The organism is Halopiger thermotolerans (genome assembly GCF_054654555.1).
Genome location: NZ_BAAIEU010000002.1, coordinates 54,776 through 70,700, shown reverse-complemented (window position 1 = coordinate 70,700; position 15,925 = coordinate 54,776). Strand labels below are relative to the sequence as shown.

Here is a 15,925-nt window from a genome sequence, read left to right as displayed (position 1 = left end):
GCGGGCCCGTTCGAGTGAGCCATGCCCTACGCGGATCTGCACGTCCACACGACCCGCTCGGACGGCAGCCTCGAGCGCGCGGAAGTCCCCGCGGCCGCCCGTCGCGCCGGCGTCGAGGTCGTCGCGCTGACCGACCACGACCGCCTGCAGCCCGTCGACGAGCCGATCGTCGAGCGCGAGGGCGTGACGATCGTCAACGGGATCGAACTCCGCGTGGAAGTCGGCGCGGCGACCGCCGACCGCGTGGCCGACGCCCGCGTCGGCGGCCAACGCGTCGACCTCCTCGGCTACGGCGTCGAGCCGACGCCCGCCCTCGAGGGGCTCGTCGAGGAGATCCAGACGAATCGGATCGAGCGCGGCCGGAAGATCGTCGAGCGCGTCGAGGATCGGCTGGGGATCGACCTCGACGTCGCGATCGACGAAGGATTTGGCCGACCTCACGTCGCGCGGGCGATCGACGCTCATCCCGGGACGGCGTACGACTACGAGGGCGCATTTGCGGACCTCATCGGGAACGACGACCCCTGCTACGTCCCGCGGGAGATCCCCTCCTTCGAGCGTGGGCGGCGGGTGCTCTCGGCGGCCTGTTCGCTCGTCTCGCTGGCCCATCCGCTCCGGTATCCCGACCCCGAGCGCGCGCTCGCGCTGACGGCCGCCCTCGACGCCGTCGAACTGTGGTATCCCTACGACCGCGACGTCGACCGCGGGATCGTCGAGCGGGCGATCGACCGCCACGACCTGCTCGCGACCGGCGGCAGCGACGCCCACGAGGACGTGCTGGGGATCGCCGGACTGACACGCGACGCCTACGAGCGGCTTGAATTATCTTCTGAGTAACGGGAATTGCGGCCGATAGCGGAGGGTTCAATGCGCCGCAGGTCGTACACGTGTGTATGCAGTGCCACTACTGCGACCGCGAAGCCGCCTTCGCAGCAGAATCCGACGGGCTGAAGGTTGGACTGTGCGAGGAGCACTTCCGGGAGCGGTTGCAGGAACTCGCCGAAGCGGACGGGCTCGAACAACTCAAGGAGCAAGTCGACGTCGACCGAGCCGAGTAAGGGAAGCCGCGGCGAGACGATCCGCCAACCGCGAAGCAACGCGACCGATTGCGGGACGACGTACGGCGGACGACCGATCGCGTTCTGTTCGCTTTTCGACCGCTCGAGAACGAACCGATCAGCGACGGGACCGAACGGAGACGCGAGACCGCGGGTACTCGAGCAATCTCGAGGACGAGGTGATCCGAGTCGAATTCGACGCTCACTCGAGGGACGATCCGACCGGTCAGGCCGTGCGACCGGCGTCGACGTCGATCGCGTCGACGGGGCAGACGTCGACGCAGAGCATGCAGTCGATGCACTGGGCCTCGTTGGCCGGGTCGGCCTTCCGCTCGCTCTCGGGGTGGCCCGGCGTGTCGACCCACTCGAAGACGTCGACCGGGCAGTCCTCGAGGCAGGCGCCGTCGGCGAGGCAGATGTCGAAGTCGACCGCGACGTGCGTGCCGTGGATGCCGAGCTCCTCGGGCTCGTCGACCGGCCCCCAGACGGCGTGGCCCTCGTGCTCGTCGACCTGGTCGCGGTTTTCGTGGAACTGCGGATCGATAGCCATGTTACCGAGTGAAAACGGCCGTCGCGCACTTAAACGTGCGGAATCGGGGGACGCTCGAGCGATCGCCCGTCGTTCGGCGGCCGAATCGGTTCGGGCAAACGGCGCTGGACTGGAGCACGCCTCGGCCGAATTTCATTCTCGAGCGGTCGAGCGAGTAGCGTCGCGAGGTTACTGCCCGCGCGGATCCTCGCTGCGGGGCGGTTCGTCGAGTCGGCCGATCCGGTCGTCGAGCAGTTCGCGGATCCAGACGGCGAGCCCGTGATCGCGGCCGTACGTCCAGACCGCCATCTCCTGGACGACGTCGGGGAGATCGCCGTCCTTGACGCCGGCCGCGACGATCGACCGGTGGTCGACCATCAGGAGTTGTCCCGGCCACTCGTCGTAGACCTCGTTCGTCGACTCGAGGTCCGCGGCGACGACGATCTCGGCGTCCGGAATCGCCTCGGCGTACTCGTCCCGAACGTCCGCCGAGGGCACTTCGACGTACACCGTGACGCCGCGCTCGGCTGCCGAGCGCAGCGCCTCGCGGATTCGGCGTTCGACGACCGACGGCGCCGCGACGAGGTAGTGGACCGTCTCCTCGGCCTCCTCGAGGAAGGTGACGACCCGATCGGTGACGTGCTCCTTCTGGGTGATCGACCACATCCCTTCGTCGTCCGAGGCGGTGGGCTCCTCGACCTGCTGGAGCGCGTTCTCGGCGACGTTGATCCGCGAGTCGTAGTCCTCGCGGATGCGGCGACACGCCGTCTCGACGGCCACCGCCCGGTACTCGCGGGGGTCGGTCTGTTGCACCTCGACCAGTCCCTTCCGGTCGAGGCGCTCGATCGTGTCGTACACCCGCGATCGCGGCACGTCTGCGACCTGGCTGACTTCTCGGGCCGTGCCCGACGAGATGCGGGTCAGTGCGACGAAGCACCGCGCCTCGTACTCCGTGAGTCCGAGCTCCTCGAGGGCGCCGACGGCTTCCTCAGCGTCGCTACTGGCCATCTTTCTAGAGAGATAGGCGCCACGACGCTAAAACTCGAGGCCTTCCTTGGACGGCCCGGGCCGGTCGGTCGCCGCCACGAGCAATCGAAACGCGTCGTTCCCGCAGGGGCAGCCCTCGACGCTCCCGATCGGCGTGGGGCCGCCGCTCGCGGGCACCCAGACCGCGATCGCCCGGTTGCAGTCGGTGCAGCGCGCCGCCGCTTTCCGTCGTGGGTCCGCCATTGTCGGACGAAGCGCGCCCGGATAGATAAGCGAGGTCGGACTGCAACGGGCGCACGCACGCTGGTACTCCGATCGGAACACCAGCGCCAGCACCGGCGCTCAGTAGCCGAGCGAAAGCGCCCAATTGAGCGCGAGCGCGACGACCACCAGCGCGAGCAGGCCGGCGAGGACGGCGAAGGCGACGCCCCACCCGACCAGATCCGCCACGAGGCCGGTCCCGGCCGATCCCGTCGCGCCGACGATCCCGTAGACGGTCCGAATCAGTCCGAACCCGACCCCGCGCTCGACGCTCGAGAGGACGTCGATAAAGCGCGGCAACAGCGCCGCGCCCCAGCCGAGCCCGATCCCGAGCAGGATCGTCGCCACCGCGACGGCGACGACGCCGGGGACGGCGATCAGCAGTCCGAACCCGGCCGCGGCCAGCACCATACAGCCCGCGGTCGCGACGTCCCGGCCGAACCGGTCCGAGATCGCGCCGACGCCGACCTGCGTGACCGCCTGGACGACGAAGTAGGCCGCGAAGACGGCGCCCGCGAACGGCGTCGACTTCCCGCGGTACTCGACCAGAAAGGTCGGGAGAAACGACGCCGTCGCCTGCCAGACGAACGCGCCCGCGATCGCGAGACAGATCGGAAAGGCGATCGACGGCCGGGTGAGCAACTCGAGGGCGGGCTCGAGGTTGAACCGCTCGCGCATGGGCTGGTCGGGGCGATCCGGCGGCGTCGGCCGCACCCGCCGAGCGAACAGGTAGAAGACCGGCAGGGCGACCGCGGCGCCGACGGCGACGGCCGGCCGCCAGCCGTAGCGGACGCCGATCCAGGCCGCGATCGGCGGCGCGACGAGGCCGGCGGCGGGCCCGCCGCTGTTGTGGACGCCGATCGCGGTTCCGAGGTCGTCGTAGGTCTTGGTCAACAGCGTCGTCGCGACGCTGTAGTGGAGGCCGGCGACGGCGCCGAGGACGACCGTCCCGCCGACGAAGGCGGTGAAGGTCGGCGCCAGCGCGAGGAACAGGCAGGCGACCGCCGTCCCGCCCAGCGAGACGAGGATGATCGGCCGCTCGCCGTAGCGGTCTGCGAAGATGCCGCTGGGATACTGCGAGAGGAAGTAGGCCATCCACATCCCCGAGAGGGCGAGGCCGATCGTCGCGTTCGAGACGCCGAAATCGGCGGTGATCCGCGGGACGACCGGACTGATCGCGACCCGGCCGGCCATGGTCCCGAAAAACGCGAGCGTCGACAGCGCGAGCACGGTCTCACGGTAGCGCCACCGCTGTGCCGTCGCCGTTTGCCCGCCCGAATTGTCGTACTCCATCCGGTCGACGTATCCGTCGGCCCGGACGGATGAGCGTGTCGCCAGCACGGACCGGCGGGCGGAGAAGACGGCCGACGGCACCGCGTCCGTCCGCCGCTCCCTCCGTCCCTTCCCCCAACCGCCCCCGAAAGAGCGCGCCCCTTTTGACTCGGCCCTCGCTAGAGGCGTACATGAACCTCACTCACCGTCCGCGACGGCTCCGGCAGGACGGCGTGCGCGGGCTCGTCAGCGAGACGAACCTCGAGCCGACCGACTTCATCGCGCCGGTGTTCGTCGACGCGACGACCGACGAGCGCCGCCCCATCGAGTCGATGCCCGGCCACGAGCGCGTGCCGCTCGACGAGGCCGTCGCCCGCGTCGAGGAAGTCCTCGAGACCGGCGTCGAGGCGGTCATGCTCTTTGGCATCCCCGAGTCGAAGGATCCCGAGGGCACCCGCGCCTGGGCCGACGACGGCGTGATTCAGGAGGCTACGCGACGGGTCACCGACGAGACGGACGCCTACGTCATCACCGACGTCTGCCTCTGCGAGTACACGACCCACGGCCACTGCGGCCCGCTCGAGGAGGAACTGCGCGGCGAGGACCACGAGCATGGACCCGCCTGCGATCACGATCCGGACCCGACGCTGACCGTCGACAACGACGCCGCCCTCGAGTCGCTCGCACGAACCGCCGTCTCCCACGCCGAGGCGGGCGCCGACATGGTCGCCCCGAGCAGCATGATGGACGGCATGGTCGGCGCCATCCGCGAGGGACTCGACGACGCGGGCTACGAGCACGTGCCGATCATGAGCTACGCGGCCAAGTACGAGAGCGCCTTCTACGGGCCGTTCCGCGACGCCGCCGACGGCGCACCCTCGTTCGGCGACCGCCGCCACTACCAGATGGATCCCGCCAACGCCCGCGAGGCGCTGCGGGAGGTCCGCCTCGACGCCGAGGAAGGGGCCGACGTGCTGATGGTCAAACCCGCTTTACCCTACCTCGACGTCGTCAGCGCCGTCCGCCGGGAGTTCGACCACCCCGTCGCCGCCTACAACGTCTCCGGCGAGTACGCGATGCTCCACGCGGCCGCCGAGAAGGGCTGGCTCGACTTAGAGGAGGTCGCCCGGGAGTCGCTGCTGTCGATCAAGCGGGCCGGCGCGGATCTGATTCTCACCTACTTCGCCGAGGATGTCGCGTCGGAACTGTAGATCGGGACGCGAGTGCGGGATTTTGGAGTCCGAATTACCCCCGACAACCCGGGCTATTCGGACGAACGTCCATCGGGGTGCGATGCTCGACGTGCGACCGGCAACATCTGCCGCGCGCGAGCCGACGAGGGCGGTTCGAGCGGCGTTTCGGCGCCGCTCCGGGAGAAACCCGACCTAATTTCGATTGACGAACGTCGAATATATAACCACGACGAGAAAGACACTCGACGCTCAACAGCCTTATACACATTAAATTACCTCTAGATTTGTTCGGTTGTCCCTATTACCAGACCATTTCCAGACGCATGTCAACGCTAATCCTTATATTAAGATAGTCCGTCGGCATCAAACGTGATTCAGAAGACAACCATGAACTCGAGTGGCCCATACGTGGACATTCGTCTACAGACTGATGAGGACACTGCGGAACTAACGGAGGTGTGGGAGTGATGGAACCGACCGTCCTCCAGACCGACGTCGAGATGCTGACCGAGGCGATCAACTACACCTGGATCCTGGTCGCCACGTTCCTGATCTTCTTCATGCACGCCGGCTTCGCCATGCTCGAGGCGGGGCAGGTACGCTCGAAAAACGTGGCGAACCAGCTGACGAAGAACCTGCTGACCTGGTCGGTCGGCGTGACGGTGTTCTTCCTGATCGGCGCCACCGTGGAGGGGCTCGTCGCCGGAAACGGCCTCGCGTTCCAGTTCCAGAGCGACGCGGCGAGCTGGATGGACTGGCTGTACGGGGCCGTCTTCGCCATGACGGCGGCGACCATCGTGTCAGGAGCCGTCGCCGGACGCGCGAAGCTTCGCGCGTACGTCACCTACACCTTCCTGCTGGCCGCGGTGATCTACCCGGTCGTCACCGGCCTCACGTGGGCCGGCGGGCACATCGCGTACGGCGACGTCGTGTTCCACGACTTCGCGGGCGGGATGATCGTCCACGGCATGGGCGGCATCGCCGGCCTCACCGCCGCGTGGATCCTCGGCCCGCGCATGGATCGGTACAACAGTGACGGCACCGCGAACGTCATCCCCGGTCACTCGCTGACCTTCGCCGCGCTGGGCACGCTGATCCTCGCGTTCGGCTGGTACGGCTTCAACGTCGGCACCTCGGCGATCATCGGCGAGGGCGCGTTCCTCGGCGACCAGCTCGGTCGCGTCGCCCTGACGACGACGGTCGCGATGGCCTGCGGCGCGATGGGCGCCGGACTCGTCGCCTGGCTCAAGACCGGCAAGGTCGACACCCTGTACGTCGCCAACGGGCTGCTGGCCGGCCTCGCCGCGATCACCGCGATCCCCGACACCACCGCGTGGTGGGGCGCGTTCGTCGTCGGCGGGCTCGCCGGCGTACAGCTACCGCTGGTCTTCGAGTTCGTCGAGCAGTACCTGAAGATCGACGACGTCTGCGCGGTCTTCCCCGTCCACGGCTCCGCGGGGATCCTCGGAACGCTGCTGTTCCCGTTCGTCGCCGCGCCAGGCGTCGTCGAGAGCGTTCCGACCGCGTTCGTCGCCCAGGTCATCGGCGTCGCCGTCATCACCGCCTGGACGGTCGTCGCGACCGGCCTGATCTGGTTCGCGTTCAAGGCTGCGGGCCAGGCCCGCGTCACGCCCGAACACGAGCGCGAAGGGCTCGACGTCTCCGAACACGGCGTCGACACCTACCCCGAGTTCGGCGAACCCGACGTCGCAACCGACGGCGGCGAACTTCGCACCGACGGCGGTGCGGAGGTAGACGAGATCATTCGCGCCGACGGGGGCAAACCCAACGGCGGCGAGATCAAGATGGTCACTGCGATCATCCGCCCTGACAAGCTGGGCGACGTCAAGAAGGCCCTCGCCGAGGTCGGCGCGCCGTCGCTGACCGTCACCAACGTCTCCGGACGGGGCTCCCAGCCCGCGAAGAAGGGCCAGTGGCGCGGCGAGGAGTACACGGTCGACCTCCACCAGAAGGTCAAGATCGAGTGCGTCGTCGCCGACATCCCGGCCGACGAGGTCGTCGACGCGATCGGCGAGGCCGCCAACACCGGCGAACCGGGCGACGGGAAGATCTTCGTGATCCCCGTCGAGAGCGCCTACCAGGTCCGCACCGGCAAGACCGGCCAGGACGCGGTCTAAGCTCGACCGACCGCGTCCCGCACCCGCGTCGGTCGCCGCTGACACCGACACCCGGAACGCCGTGTCCGCGACCGCTGCTCGAGCGGCGAACCCGGATTTCGGCTCGATCGGTTCCAGTTCCGCCTCGAGTTCGAGCGCCGGCTATCATGTTCGGGAGAGCTGCGAGCGGACCTCGGTACTACTTTGCCGCCGCGTTTCCTAGGGCCGGCTATGAACGAAGACAACTCGCGCGAGCTGTACGACCGAGCGCTGTCGGTCATGCCCGGCGGCGTCAACTCCGCCGTGCGAGCGGCGATCGAACCGTACCCGTTCTTCGTGCAGAAGGGCGACGGCGGCCACGTGATCGACGCGGACGGCAACCGCTACGTCGACTGGGTGATGGGACTCGGCCCGCTGCTTTTGGGCCACGATCTGCCCGAACCCGTTCAGGCCCGCATTCAGCAGAAAGCCAGCGAGGGCCCGATGTACGGCACGCCGACGGAGATCGAGGTCGACCTCGCGGAGTTCGTCGTCCGCCACGTGCCGAGCGTCGAGAAGATCCGGTTCGTCAACTCCGGGACCGAGGCGACGACGTCGGCGGTCCGGCTCGCGCGGGGCTACACCGGCCGGAACAAGATCGTCGTCAACCAGGGCGGCTATCACGGCGCCCAGGAGTCGACGCTGGTCGAGGGCGACGCCGAGAATCCCAGACCGTCGTCGGCGGGCATTCCGCAATCGTTCGCCGAGCACACGCTGCCGGTCCCGTTCAACGACGAGGAGGCCGTCCGCGAGGTCTTCGAGGAGCACGGCGACGACATCGCCGCCGTCCTCACGGAACCGATCCTCGGCAACTACGGCATCGTCCACCCCGAGGACGGCTACCACGAGTTCCTCCGCGAGATCACCGAGGAACACGGCTCCCTGCTGATCTTCGACGAAGTGATTACGGGCTTCCGCGTCGGCGGCCTCGGCTGTGCCCAAAGCGAGTTCGGCGTCACGCCCGACATCACGACCTTCGGGAAGATCATCGGCGGCGGCTTCCCCGTCGGTGCCATCGGCGGCCGCGCCGAGATCATCGAACAGTTCACCCCCTCCGGCGCCGTCTTCCAGGCCGGCACCTTCTCCGGCCACCCCGTCACGATGGCCGCCGGCCTCGAGACGCTCAAATTCGCCGCCGAGAACGACGTTTACGACCACGTCAACGGCATCGGCGACCGCCTGCGCGAGGGCCTCGAGGAGATCGTCGCCGATCAAGCGCCCGAGTACACCGTCGCCGGGACGGACTCGATGTTCAAAGTGATCTTCACCCGCGACGGCGAGGCGCCGAAGAACGCTGCCGACGTCAAGAACGCCGAGACCGACCGCTGGCGCCGCATCTTCTGGGGCCAGATGAAAGAGCAGGGGATCTTCCTCTCGCAGAACCAGTTCGAGTGCCAGTTCGTCAGCTACGGCCACACCGAGGAAGACGTCGAGCGGACCCTCGAGGCGTACAAGGAGGCGCTGTAGCTGCCGAGTAGCGTCCGACGCGTTCTCGAGTCGAACGGGTCGTATTCGGTCATCCGATTCGGCCGCGAATAGAACCGGGCGGCCGTCTCGGAAGCCGCTACCACGAGCGGACGACGCTAGATTCTTGACGCACTGATCGGTTATGGAGCATCGGTATGCACTGCCGGTCAGTGGCGGCTACCGCTATCGAGATCGATAAGAGACGACCGGCCCGTCGCGATCGCTACCGTCTCCGGCTTTTTATACGATAACTCGGCTCGATAGCGTATGGGTGCAACACCGTCGAATCATCGGAGTATCGACTCGAAATGGCTGCGGCCCCTCGAGTACGTGCTGTTCGGAACGGCGGCGATCTACGGGTTCTTCGCGCTGCTGTTGCTGCTCGCCCCCGCGGTAGGAATCGCCGGTGGCGTAGGCGGTCTGGCGCTCGTGACCGGCGTCGGCATGCTGGTCCTCGTCCCCGTCGGATTCGTCGCCGCGGTCGTCGTCGCGATCGCGGTACACAAGGACGGCGAACGGGTGCGAGCGGCCGACCTCGAGTGGACACCGTCGGCGGTCCTGTACCCGATACTCGGGTTCGTGTTCTCTGGGCTGGCGGCGGTAGACTACCTCTACAAACGACACGAGTACACGGCGTCGTCGCCGGCGAGTTCGTCGTGGTGGTACGGCGTCGTCGGATTGCTCGCGCTCGTCGCGATCGGCACGGCGATCGCGGCCGTCGCGCCGTCGGTCGGGGGAGAACTGTCGACCGTGTTGGCCGCCGGACTTCCGATCTGTCTCTACAAGGACTGCGGGTACGTCCGGAGCGTTGCGGACGGCTGGCAGCCGAACCCGGTAACGTACTTTGCAGGGGCGTGGGTCGCGCTGCTTGCAGTGTTCCTGTTTCCGTTGATCGGACTCTCGATGTACCTGGTACTCGTCGGGATCTACGCCTCCAAACGACGAACGGCGGGCGTACTGTAATCGGCCCTAAACCGGCCGTGCAGGGACCGCAGGCAAAACGAAAGCCGCTTGAGGAGCCGGTCAGTCGTCGTCGCTGACCGGTTCAGCCGGTCCGACCGGCTCGTCGTCGCCGAAGATCCGGTCGGCGATGACGTTGCTGCGCGTCTCCTCGGCGGTCGGCTTCCGCTGGAACAGTAGCTTCGCGACCACGTCCCAGGCGAAGATCGCCGCGCCGGCGATCAGCAGCGTATCGCCGGGCATGCGCAGCCAGAACAGCGTCTGAACGATGCCGCTGTTGTAGAACTCGAGGCTGCGCGAAGCGGCGTACCCCTGCGTGAACGCGGTCTCGAGCTGGAGGAAGCCGACGGGCAGCAGCGACAGGAACAGCATCAGCGCGAGCCCGGCGTTGCACAGCCAGAACGACCAGGTCAGGCGACGCTCGGACCAGTGGGACTCGCGAGTGGTCACCCGGAGGATGTAGACGGCCATCCCCATCGCGAGGAAGCCGAAGGCGCCGAACATCGCGCCGTGGGCGTGGGCGACCGTGAGGTAGGTCCCGCTCTGGAAGTAGCTGATCACCGGCAGGTTGATGAAGAAGCCGATGACGCCCGCACCGAAGAAGTTCCAGACGCTCGAGGCGACGATGAAGTAGAAGACCATCCGGTAGGGGAAGTCCTTCGACGCGCCGTCCATGGCGCGGTACTGGCCAAGTGCCTCGTAGAGGATAAAGAGCAGCGGAACGAACTCGATGGTCGAGAAGACGCTGCCGATCGGCAGCCAGACCTCGGGGAGGCCGGCCCACCAGTAGTGGTGGGAGACGCCGATGATGCCGCTACCCATGACGAGGGCGGCCTGGAAGATGACCGCCTTCTCCGCGGACTGCTTGCGCAGGAGGTTCATCGAGACGAGCGTCAGCGAGATCACCACGAGGATGAAGAACTCGAAGACGCCCTCGACCCACATGTGGACGACCCACCAGCGCCAGAACTCCGTCACGACGATGTTCGTCCGGGGCGTGTAGAGGAAGCCGGCCATGAACAGCAGGCCGATCGAGCCGCCCGCGTAGACGATCATGTGGGCCAGTCCGTACCGCGGTTCGCGATCGAGTAAGGGCTTGAAGCCGCGGGCTACGAGCGCGGTCCAGCCGAGGAAGCCGACCAACAGGCCGGCCTGCCAGACGCGCCCGATCTCCAGGTACTCCAGTCCCTCGTTGCCGAGCAGCCACCAGAGCTGCCCGTCGAAGAAGTTGTTGATGCCGAGCCAGATGCCCGCGAGCGCGCCGACGGCGACGACCAGCAGGGCGCCGATCAGCCCCTTGACGTACAGGGCCTGCTTGCGCGGCTCGCGGCCCGTCAGCAGCGGCGCGAGGAACAGTCCCGCGCCGAGCCAGATCGTCGCGATCCAGAGGATGCCCAGGTCGACGTGCCAGGTGCGGACGATCGACCAGGGCAGGTACTGGAGGATGTCGATGCCGAGGAACTCGTGGAGCCCGAAGAAGTCGTCGCGCTCGACGTAGTAGTGAGCGAGCAAGCCGCCCAGCAGCGTCTGGGCGACGAACAGGAGCGCCCCGATGAGGACGAACCTGGAGCTCAACAGCTGGCTCGGCGTCAGATCGATCTCCTTCGGGTGGGGGATCGAGACGCCCTCGGCCTCGGGCTCGGGGAGTTCGATAGCCTGGTAGAGCCAGATGGCGATCCCCGCGCCGCTGACTAGAAGCACCATCGCGATAACGCTCCAGGTCATCACCGGACCGCCGGCGTCGTTGCCCGCGGCGGGCGAGTAGGGGAAGTCGTTGGTGAACGAGGCCTCGGAGCCCGGTCGGTCGGTGTGGGAGATCCAGGCCGTCCACAGCGCGAAGTCGGCGAAGTCCTCCGCCGCCTCGGCGCTCTGGATCTGCCCTTCGGGGATGCCACGCTCGCGGTCGCCCTCGTGGTAGCGCTCGACGTAGTCCTGGCGGACCTGCTCGTGGGCGTAGGCTTCGGCGGCCGAGTATTCGACCTGCGTCTCATCGTAGTTGCTCGATTGCAGCTCCTGGCGGACCCGCTCGTCGATCGCCGCCTGCTGTGACGCCTCGAGGTCCTCGTAGGCGGCGTCGTGCTCGTGTTGCGCGTAGTACTCGCGCATGTACTCGGTCTTCAACTCGAGCGTGTTGGCGGTGTAGTCGGTGTCGTAGTAGCTCCCGCGCCCGAGTATCGACCCCTGGTTCATCAGCCCGTTCTCCTGGAAGGCTTCCTTCCCGTCGCGGACGTCCTCGCTCGTCGCGACCGGCTCGCCGTCGGGACCGACGATCCGATCGGGGATGTCCGGCGAGTTCGCGTACGAGAGCCACGCCCCACCGCCCATGACGATGAGGTTCACGACGAAAATCGCCGCGAGGAACGTGGCGAGTCGCTTCCTGGTTACTTGCATGACGGGCGGTACTCGGTCGTCATGCCCCGTCAAATAGCCCGAGAGTTCCTACGAACTGGAAAAACGCGCGAACGGGTTCGGGATAGCGGTTAGGGGGAATGGGGATGTAGTGCTGCGCCGTCGCCTCGAGGCTCGAGGAGAGACACCTCCCCGAACCGGGCGGATTGACACGGGAGACGTCCCTCGAGCGTGAACGGACTCAGCGCTCGAAAACGAGGTCGATTTCGCTCCGTCAGTTCGGAACCGTAACGATGTCGTCCCGGTAGCGCTCGATGGCCTCGAGAACGGCCTGCCGATCCTCCTCGTCGACGTCGAACTCCGCGAGCGTCTCGTCGAGGTGGGTCGCGATCGCCTTGAAATCCGCGGGGGTGATGCCCAGGTCCTCGTGGGCGGCTTCCATCTCCTCGCCAGTGTACTCGACGGGACCCCCGGCGACGGAACTGATGAACTGGGTCTGGTGGGCGCGCTGTTTCTGCATGTCGACGTCCTCGAAGTAGTGCGCGACCTGTTCGTCGGCGACGACGCGATCGTAGAACCGATCGACGACTTCGGCGATCCCGTCCTCGCCACCGAGTCGATCGTACAGCGTGTCTGTCATCCACTCATATGTACCCTTTTCAAGAGGTATAAATGACGTCCCGAACACGTTGCGCAAAAACTATGTATGGCATTCTCACCCAACGGCAGAGTTTCGGATGAGAGTCGTTCTCTCCGGGGAATTGCACGACTCAGTCGGCGTCGTTCGCGGACCGATGTCACGGGAGGGCGTCCCCGACCGCCGGACAAGCGTGCGCTTTTCATACCCGAGGCACCCACTGGCGCCTATGAGAACGCGCGGGACGCTGCGACTGGCGACGCGGGGGTCCACACTCGCCCGGCGACAGGCCGCCCTGGTGAAGGAGGCGCTGGAAGACCGCCGGTACGAGGTGGAACTCGTCACGGTCGAGACGACGGGGGACCAGATCAGAGACGAGCTCATTCATCGGCTCGGCAAGACGGGGGCGTTCGTCCGCGAGCTCGACGAACGCGTCCTCGAGGGCGAGCTCGACGGGGCCATCCACTCGATGAAGGACATGCCGACCGAGCAGCCCGACGACCTCGTGACCGCCGCCGTCCCCGAACGCGGACGGCCGGGCGACGTGCTCGTCACCCCCGACGGCTCGACCCTCGAGGAACTCCCCGAGGGCGCAACCGTCGGCACCTCGAGCCTGCGGCGTCGCGCGCAACTGCTGTCCGAGCGGGACGATCTGGAGGTCGAACCCCTCCGCGGGAACGTGGATACGCGCCTCGAGAAGCTGCTCGCGCCCGCACTCCAAGAGGAACACCAGAAGCGCTCCGAGGCGGACAAAGAGCGCAAAGCGAACACCGGCGACGAGGACTTCGAGCCCGAGTACGACCGCACCGTCGACGAGTGGTTCGACGACCTCTCCGAACTCGAGCGCCAGGCCCTCGGCCGCGAGGTCGAGACCGAGTACGACGCCATCGTCCTCGCGCACGCGGGCCTCGAGCGCAGCGGGTTGGCTCACTATGTCGATTACCAAGAACTGCCGACGTCGACGTTCGTGCCCGCACCCGGACAGGGGGCGCTGGCGGTCACCGCGACCGACGGCGAAACGGCTCGGGACATCCAGTCGGCGATCGACCACCCGCGCAGCCGGGTCGAGACGACCGTCGAGCGGACGATCCTCGCGGAACTGGGCGGCGGCTGTATCGCGCCTGTGGGCATCTACGCGGTCGTCCAGGGCGAGTACGTCCACGCCGCCGTCAGCGTCTTCGACCGCGACGGCGAGGAGTCGGTAACTGGCACGCGGGACCTGCCGATCGAGCGCCACGCCGAGGCCGCCCGCGAGTTCGCGCGGGACCTCGCCGATCGCGGCGCCGCGGAACTGATCGAGCAGGCGCGGGAGGACGCAGGCGACGACGTGGGCGACGCCGATGACACCGATGGCGGCAGTACTGGCGGCGTTCCCTCGGAAGATAAGCCCGCGGGGAAATAGGTAGGATATACTGAGATGGACGCACGCGACATCGAGGCCGAACCCGGCACCGTCTACCTCGTCGGCAGCGGCCCCGGCGACCCCGGGCTGTTGACCGTCAGAGCGAAAGCCCTGCTCGAGGACGCAGACGTCATCCTCCACGACAGGCTGCCGGGGCCGAAAATCATCGGGATGCTGCCCGACGAACGCTGCGAGTACGTCGGTAAGCACGCCCAGGGCGAGCGAACGTCCCAGTCGGAGATCAACGAGCGGCTGGTCGAATACGCCCGCGACGGCAAGAAGGTGGTCCGACTCAAGGGCGGCGACTCGTTCGTCTTCGGCCGCGGCGGCGAGGAGGCGGAGTACCTGGCGAATCACGGGGTCCCCTTCGAGGTCGTCCCCGGCGTCACCTCGGCGATCGCCGCCCCCGCCGTCGTCGGAATCCCGGTCACCCACCGCGACCACGCCTCCTCGGTCTCGTTCGTCACCGGCCACGAGGACCCCACGAAGTCCGAGTCGGCGATCGACTGGGAGGCCCTAGCCGAGGCCGGCGGCACCATCGTCGTCCTGATGGGCGTCAAGCGGCTCCCCGACTACACCGAGGCGCTGCGCGAGGCCGGCATGGACCCCGAGACGCCGGTCGCGCTCGTCGAACGCGGCACCTGGCCCGAACAGCAGGTCGCGACCGGCACCCTCGAGACCATCGTCGAGGCCCGCGACGAGGTCGGGATCAAGCCGCCGGCCGTGACGGTGATCGGCGACGTCGCCGCCACTCGCGAGTCGGTGGTCGACGTGCTGGAGAACGAGTACGCGCCCGCCGTCGACCGCGCGATAGAGGGGGTGGAGGAAGGGGCGAAACCGACCGGCGACGCGCCGACGGTCGCTGTCTTCCGTCCCGACGACGACCGCATCGCGGACGCCGTCGGTCTGCTCGAAGACGTAGGCGCCGAACCCATCCCGGACCCGATGCTGGCCGTCGAGGGAACCGGTGCGACGCCCCGCTCCGACGCCGACTACGTCGTCTTCACGAGCAAGACCGGCGCCGAACTCGTCGCCGAGGCCGGCTGGGAGCCGACCGACGAGACCGTCTGCGCGATCGGCCCCGCGACGGCCGACGCGCTGCGGACCGAGGGGTACGCGGTCGACCTCGTCCCCGAGGAGTTCACTTCGAGCGGCCTCGTTACCGCGCTCGAAGACCGCGTCGCGGGCGCCCGCGTCGAGGTCGCCCGCAGCGACCACGGCAGCCCCGTCCTGCTCGAGGGCCTCGAGGACGCCGGCGCGTACGTCCACGAGACGGTGCTCTACCGCCTGGTTCGCCCCGACGATAGCGGCCGCTCGGCGGAGTTGGCCGCAGCCGGCGAGCTCGACGCCGCCTGCTTCACCTCGTCGCTGACGGTCGAACACTTCCTCGAGGCCGCCGCCGAGCGCGGCATCCGCGAGGAGGCGCTCGCGGGGCTCGGGGCCGCCACCGTCGGCGTCATCGGCGAGCCGACCCGCCAGACGGCCGCCGAGCACGACATCGCGGTCGATCTAGTGGCGAGCGAAGCCACGTTCGAGCGGCTCGCGCGCGAGACCGTCGACGCAACGCGCGAGGACTGACCGGCCGCGCCGGCGGCACCGACGGTTCAGGCGGCGCCGGGCGCCGATCGACCGCCGCAGACGGAGTCCGCGACTT

14 protein-coding genes and 2 pseudogenes are annotated in these 15,925 nt (G+C 67.8%); 10 read left to right on the top strand and 6 right to left on the bottom strand.

Features of this window, described 5'->3' with window-relative positions; genetic code table 11:
* Nucleotides 1-21 precede the first annotated feature (21 nt).
* Nucleotides 22-837: a PHP domain-containing protein gene (locus ACYQ26_RS02770; protein ID WP_459806817.1), complete on the top strand. Its 816-nt coding sequence runs from the start codon at nt 22-24 to the stop codon at nt 835-837.
* 56 nt (nt 838-893) lie between these two features.
* Nucleotides 894-1,058: a DUF6757 family protein gene (locus ACYQ26_RS02765; RefSeq protein ID WP_459806816.1), complete on the top strand. Its 165-nt coding sequence runs from the start codon at nt 894-896 to the stop codon at nt 1,056-1,058.
* Nucleotides 1,059-1,284: 226 nt separating this feature from the next.
* Here ACYQ26_RS02765 and ACYQ26_RS02760 read toward each other — a convergent pair whose 3' ends face one another.
* The 4 genes from ACYQ26_RS02760 to ACYQ26_RS02745 all read right to left on the bottom strand — a co-directional run bounded on the left by ACYQ26_RS02760 (nt 1,285) and on the right by ACYQ26_RS02745 (nt 4,176).
* Nucleotides 1,285-1,608 (bottom strand): 4Fe-4S dicluster domain-containing protein, encoded by a 324-nt coding sequence (locus ACYQ26_RS02760; protein ID WP_459806815.1) that lies wholly within the window; start codon nt 1,606-1,608, stop codon nt 1,285-1,287.
* Nucleotides 1,609-1,776: 168 nt separating this feature from the next.
* Nucleotides 1,777-2,595 carry a TrmB family transcriptional regulator gene (locus ACYQ26_RS02755; RefSeq protein ID WP_459806814.1) on the bottom strand — a complete coding sequence of 273 codons (819 nt, stop codon included), beginning with the start codon at nt 2,593-2,595 and terminating at the stop codon, nt 1,777-1,779.
* Nucleotides 2,596-2,622: 27 nt separating this feature from the next.
* Nucleotides 2,623-2,817, bottom strand: a complete 195-nt coding sequence (locus ACYQ26_RS02750) for a hypothetical protein (protein ID WP_459806813.1) — start codon at nt 2,815-2,817, stop codon at nt 2,623-2,625.
* Nucleotides 2,818-2,916: 99 nt separating this feature from the next.
* A complete protein-coding gene (locus tag ACYQ26_RS02745) occupies nt 2,917-4,176 on the bottom strand; it encodes an MFS transporter (RefSeq protein WP_459806812.1) in 1,260 nt (419 codons plus the stop codon).
* A gap of 122 nt (nt 4,177-4,298) precedes the next feature.
* Between ACYQ26_RS02745 and hemB the strand changes: the two genes are divergently transcribed.
* From hemB to ACYQ26_RS02725, 5 genes and pseudogenes are all read left to right on the top strand, one after another.
* On the top strand, nt 4,299-5,318 hold the full coding sequence (gene hemB / locus ACYQ26_RS02740; RefSeq protein WP_459806811.1) for a porphobilinogen synthase: 1,020 nt from the start codon (nt 4,299-4,301) through the stop codon (nt 5,316-5,318).
* Between the two features lie 449 nt (nt 5,319-5,767).
* Nucleotides 5,768-6,973: pseudogene (locus ACYQ26_RS02735) on the top strand (ammonium transporter); the annotation flags it as partial.
* A 132-nt stretch (nt 6,974-7,105) separates the two neighbouring features.
* A complete protein-coding gene (gene glnK1, locus ACYQ26_RS20465; protein WP_487247244.1) occupies nt 7,106-7,438 on the top strand; it encodes a nitrogen regulatory protein GlnK1 in 333 nt (110 codons plus the stop codon).
* Nucleotides 7,439-7,648: 210 nt separating this feature from the next.
* Nucleotides 7,649-8,923 carry a glutamate-1-semialdehyde 2,1-aminomutase gene (gene hemL / locus ACYQ26_RS02730; RefSeq protein ID WP_459806810.1) on the top strand — a complete coding sequence of 425 codons (1,275 nt, stop codon included), beginning with the start codon at nt 7,649-7,651 and terminating at the stop codon, nt 8,921-8,923.
* Between the two features lie 267 nt (nt 8,924-9,190).
* Nucleotides 9,191-9,886: a hypothetical protein gene (locus tag ACYQ26_RS02725; protein WP_459806809.1), complete on the top strand. Its 696-nt coding sequence runs from the start codon at nt 9,191-9,193 to the stop codon at nt 9,884-9,886.
* Nucleotides 9,887-9,946: 60 nt separating this feature from the next.
* Here ACYQ26_RS02725 and ACYQ26_RS02720 read toward each other — a convergent pair whose 3' ends face one another.
* Entirely contained in the window at nt 9,947-12,274 is a 2,328-nt protein-coding gene (locus ACYQ26_RS02720) for a nitric-oxide reductase large subunit (RefSeq protein ID WP_459806808.1), read from the bottom strand.
* A 232-nt stretch (nt 12,275-12,506) separates the two neighbouring features.
* The gene (locus ACYQ26_RS02715) at nt 12,507-12,872 is read right to left on the bottom strand and encodes a group I truncated hemoglobin (RefSeq protein ID WP_459806807.1); all 366 of its coding nucleotides are present in this window, start codon (nt 12,870-12,872) and stop codon (nt 12,507-12,509) included.
* 226 nt (nt 12,873-13,098) lie between these two features.
* On the opposite strand from ACYQ26_RS02715, the gene hemC reads away from it, so the two are divergent.
* From hemC to ACYQ26_RS02700, 3 genes and pseudogenes are all read left to right on the top strand, one after another.
* A complete protein-coding gene (hemC, locus tag ACYQ26_RS02710; protein ID WP_459806805.1) occupies nt 13,099-14,271 on the top strand; it encodes a hydroxymethylbilane synthase in 1,173 nt (390 codons plus the stop codon).
* Nucleotides 14,272-14,286: 15 nt separating this feature from the next.
* Nucleotides 14,287-15,075, top strand: a pseudogene (gene cobA / locus ACYQ26_RS02705) (uroporphyrinogen-III C-methyltransferase); the annotation flags it as partial.
* A gap of 15 nt (nt 15,076-15,090) precedes the next feature.
* A complete protein-coding gene (locus ACYQ26_RS02700; protein ID WP_459807751.1) occupies nt 15,091-15,849 on the top strand; it encodes a uroporphyrinogen-III synthase in 759 nt (252 codons plus the stop codon).
* Nucleotides 15,850-15,925 lie beyond the last annotated feature (76 nt).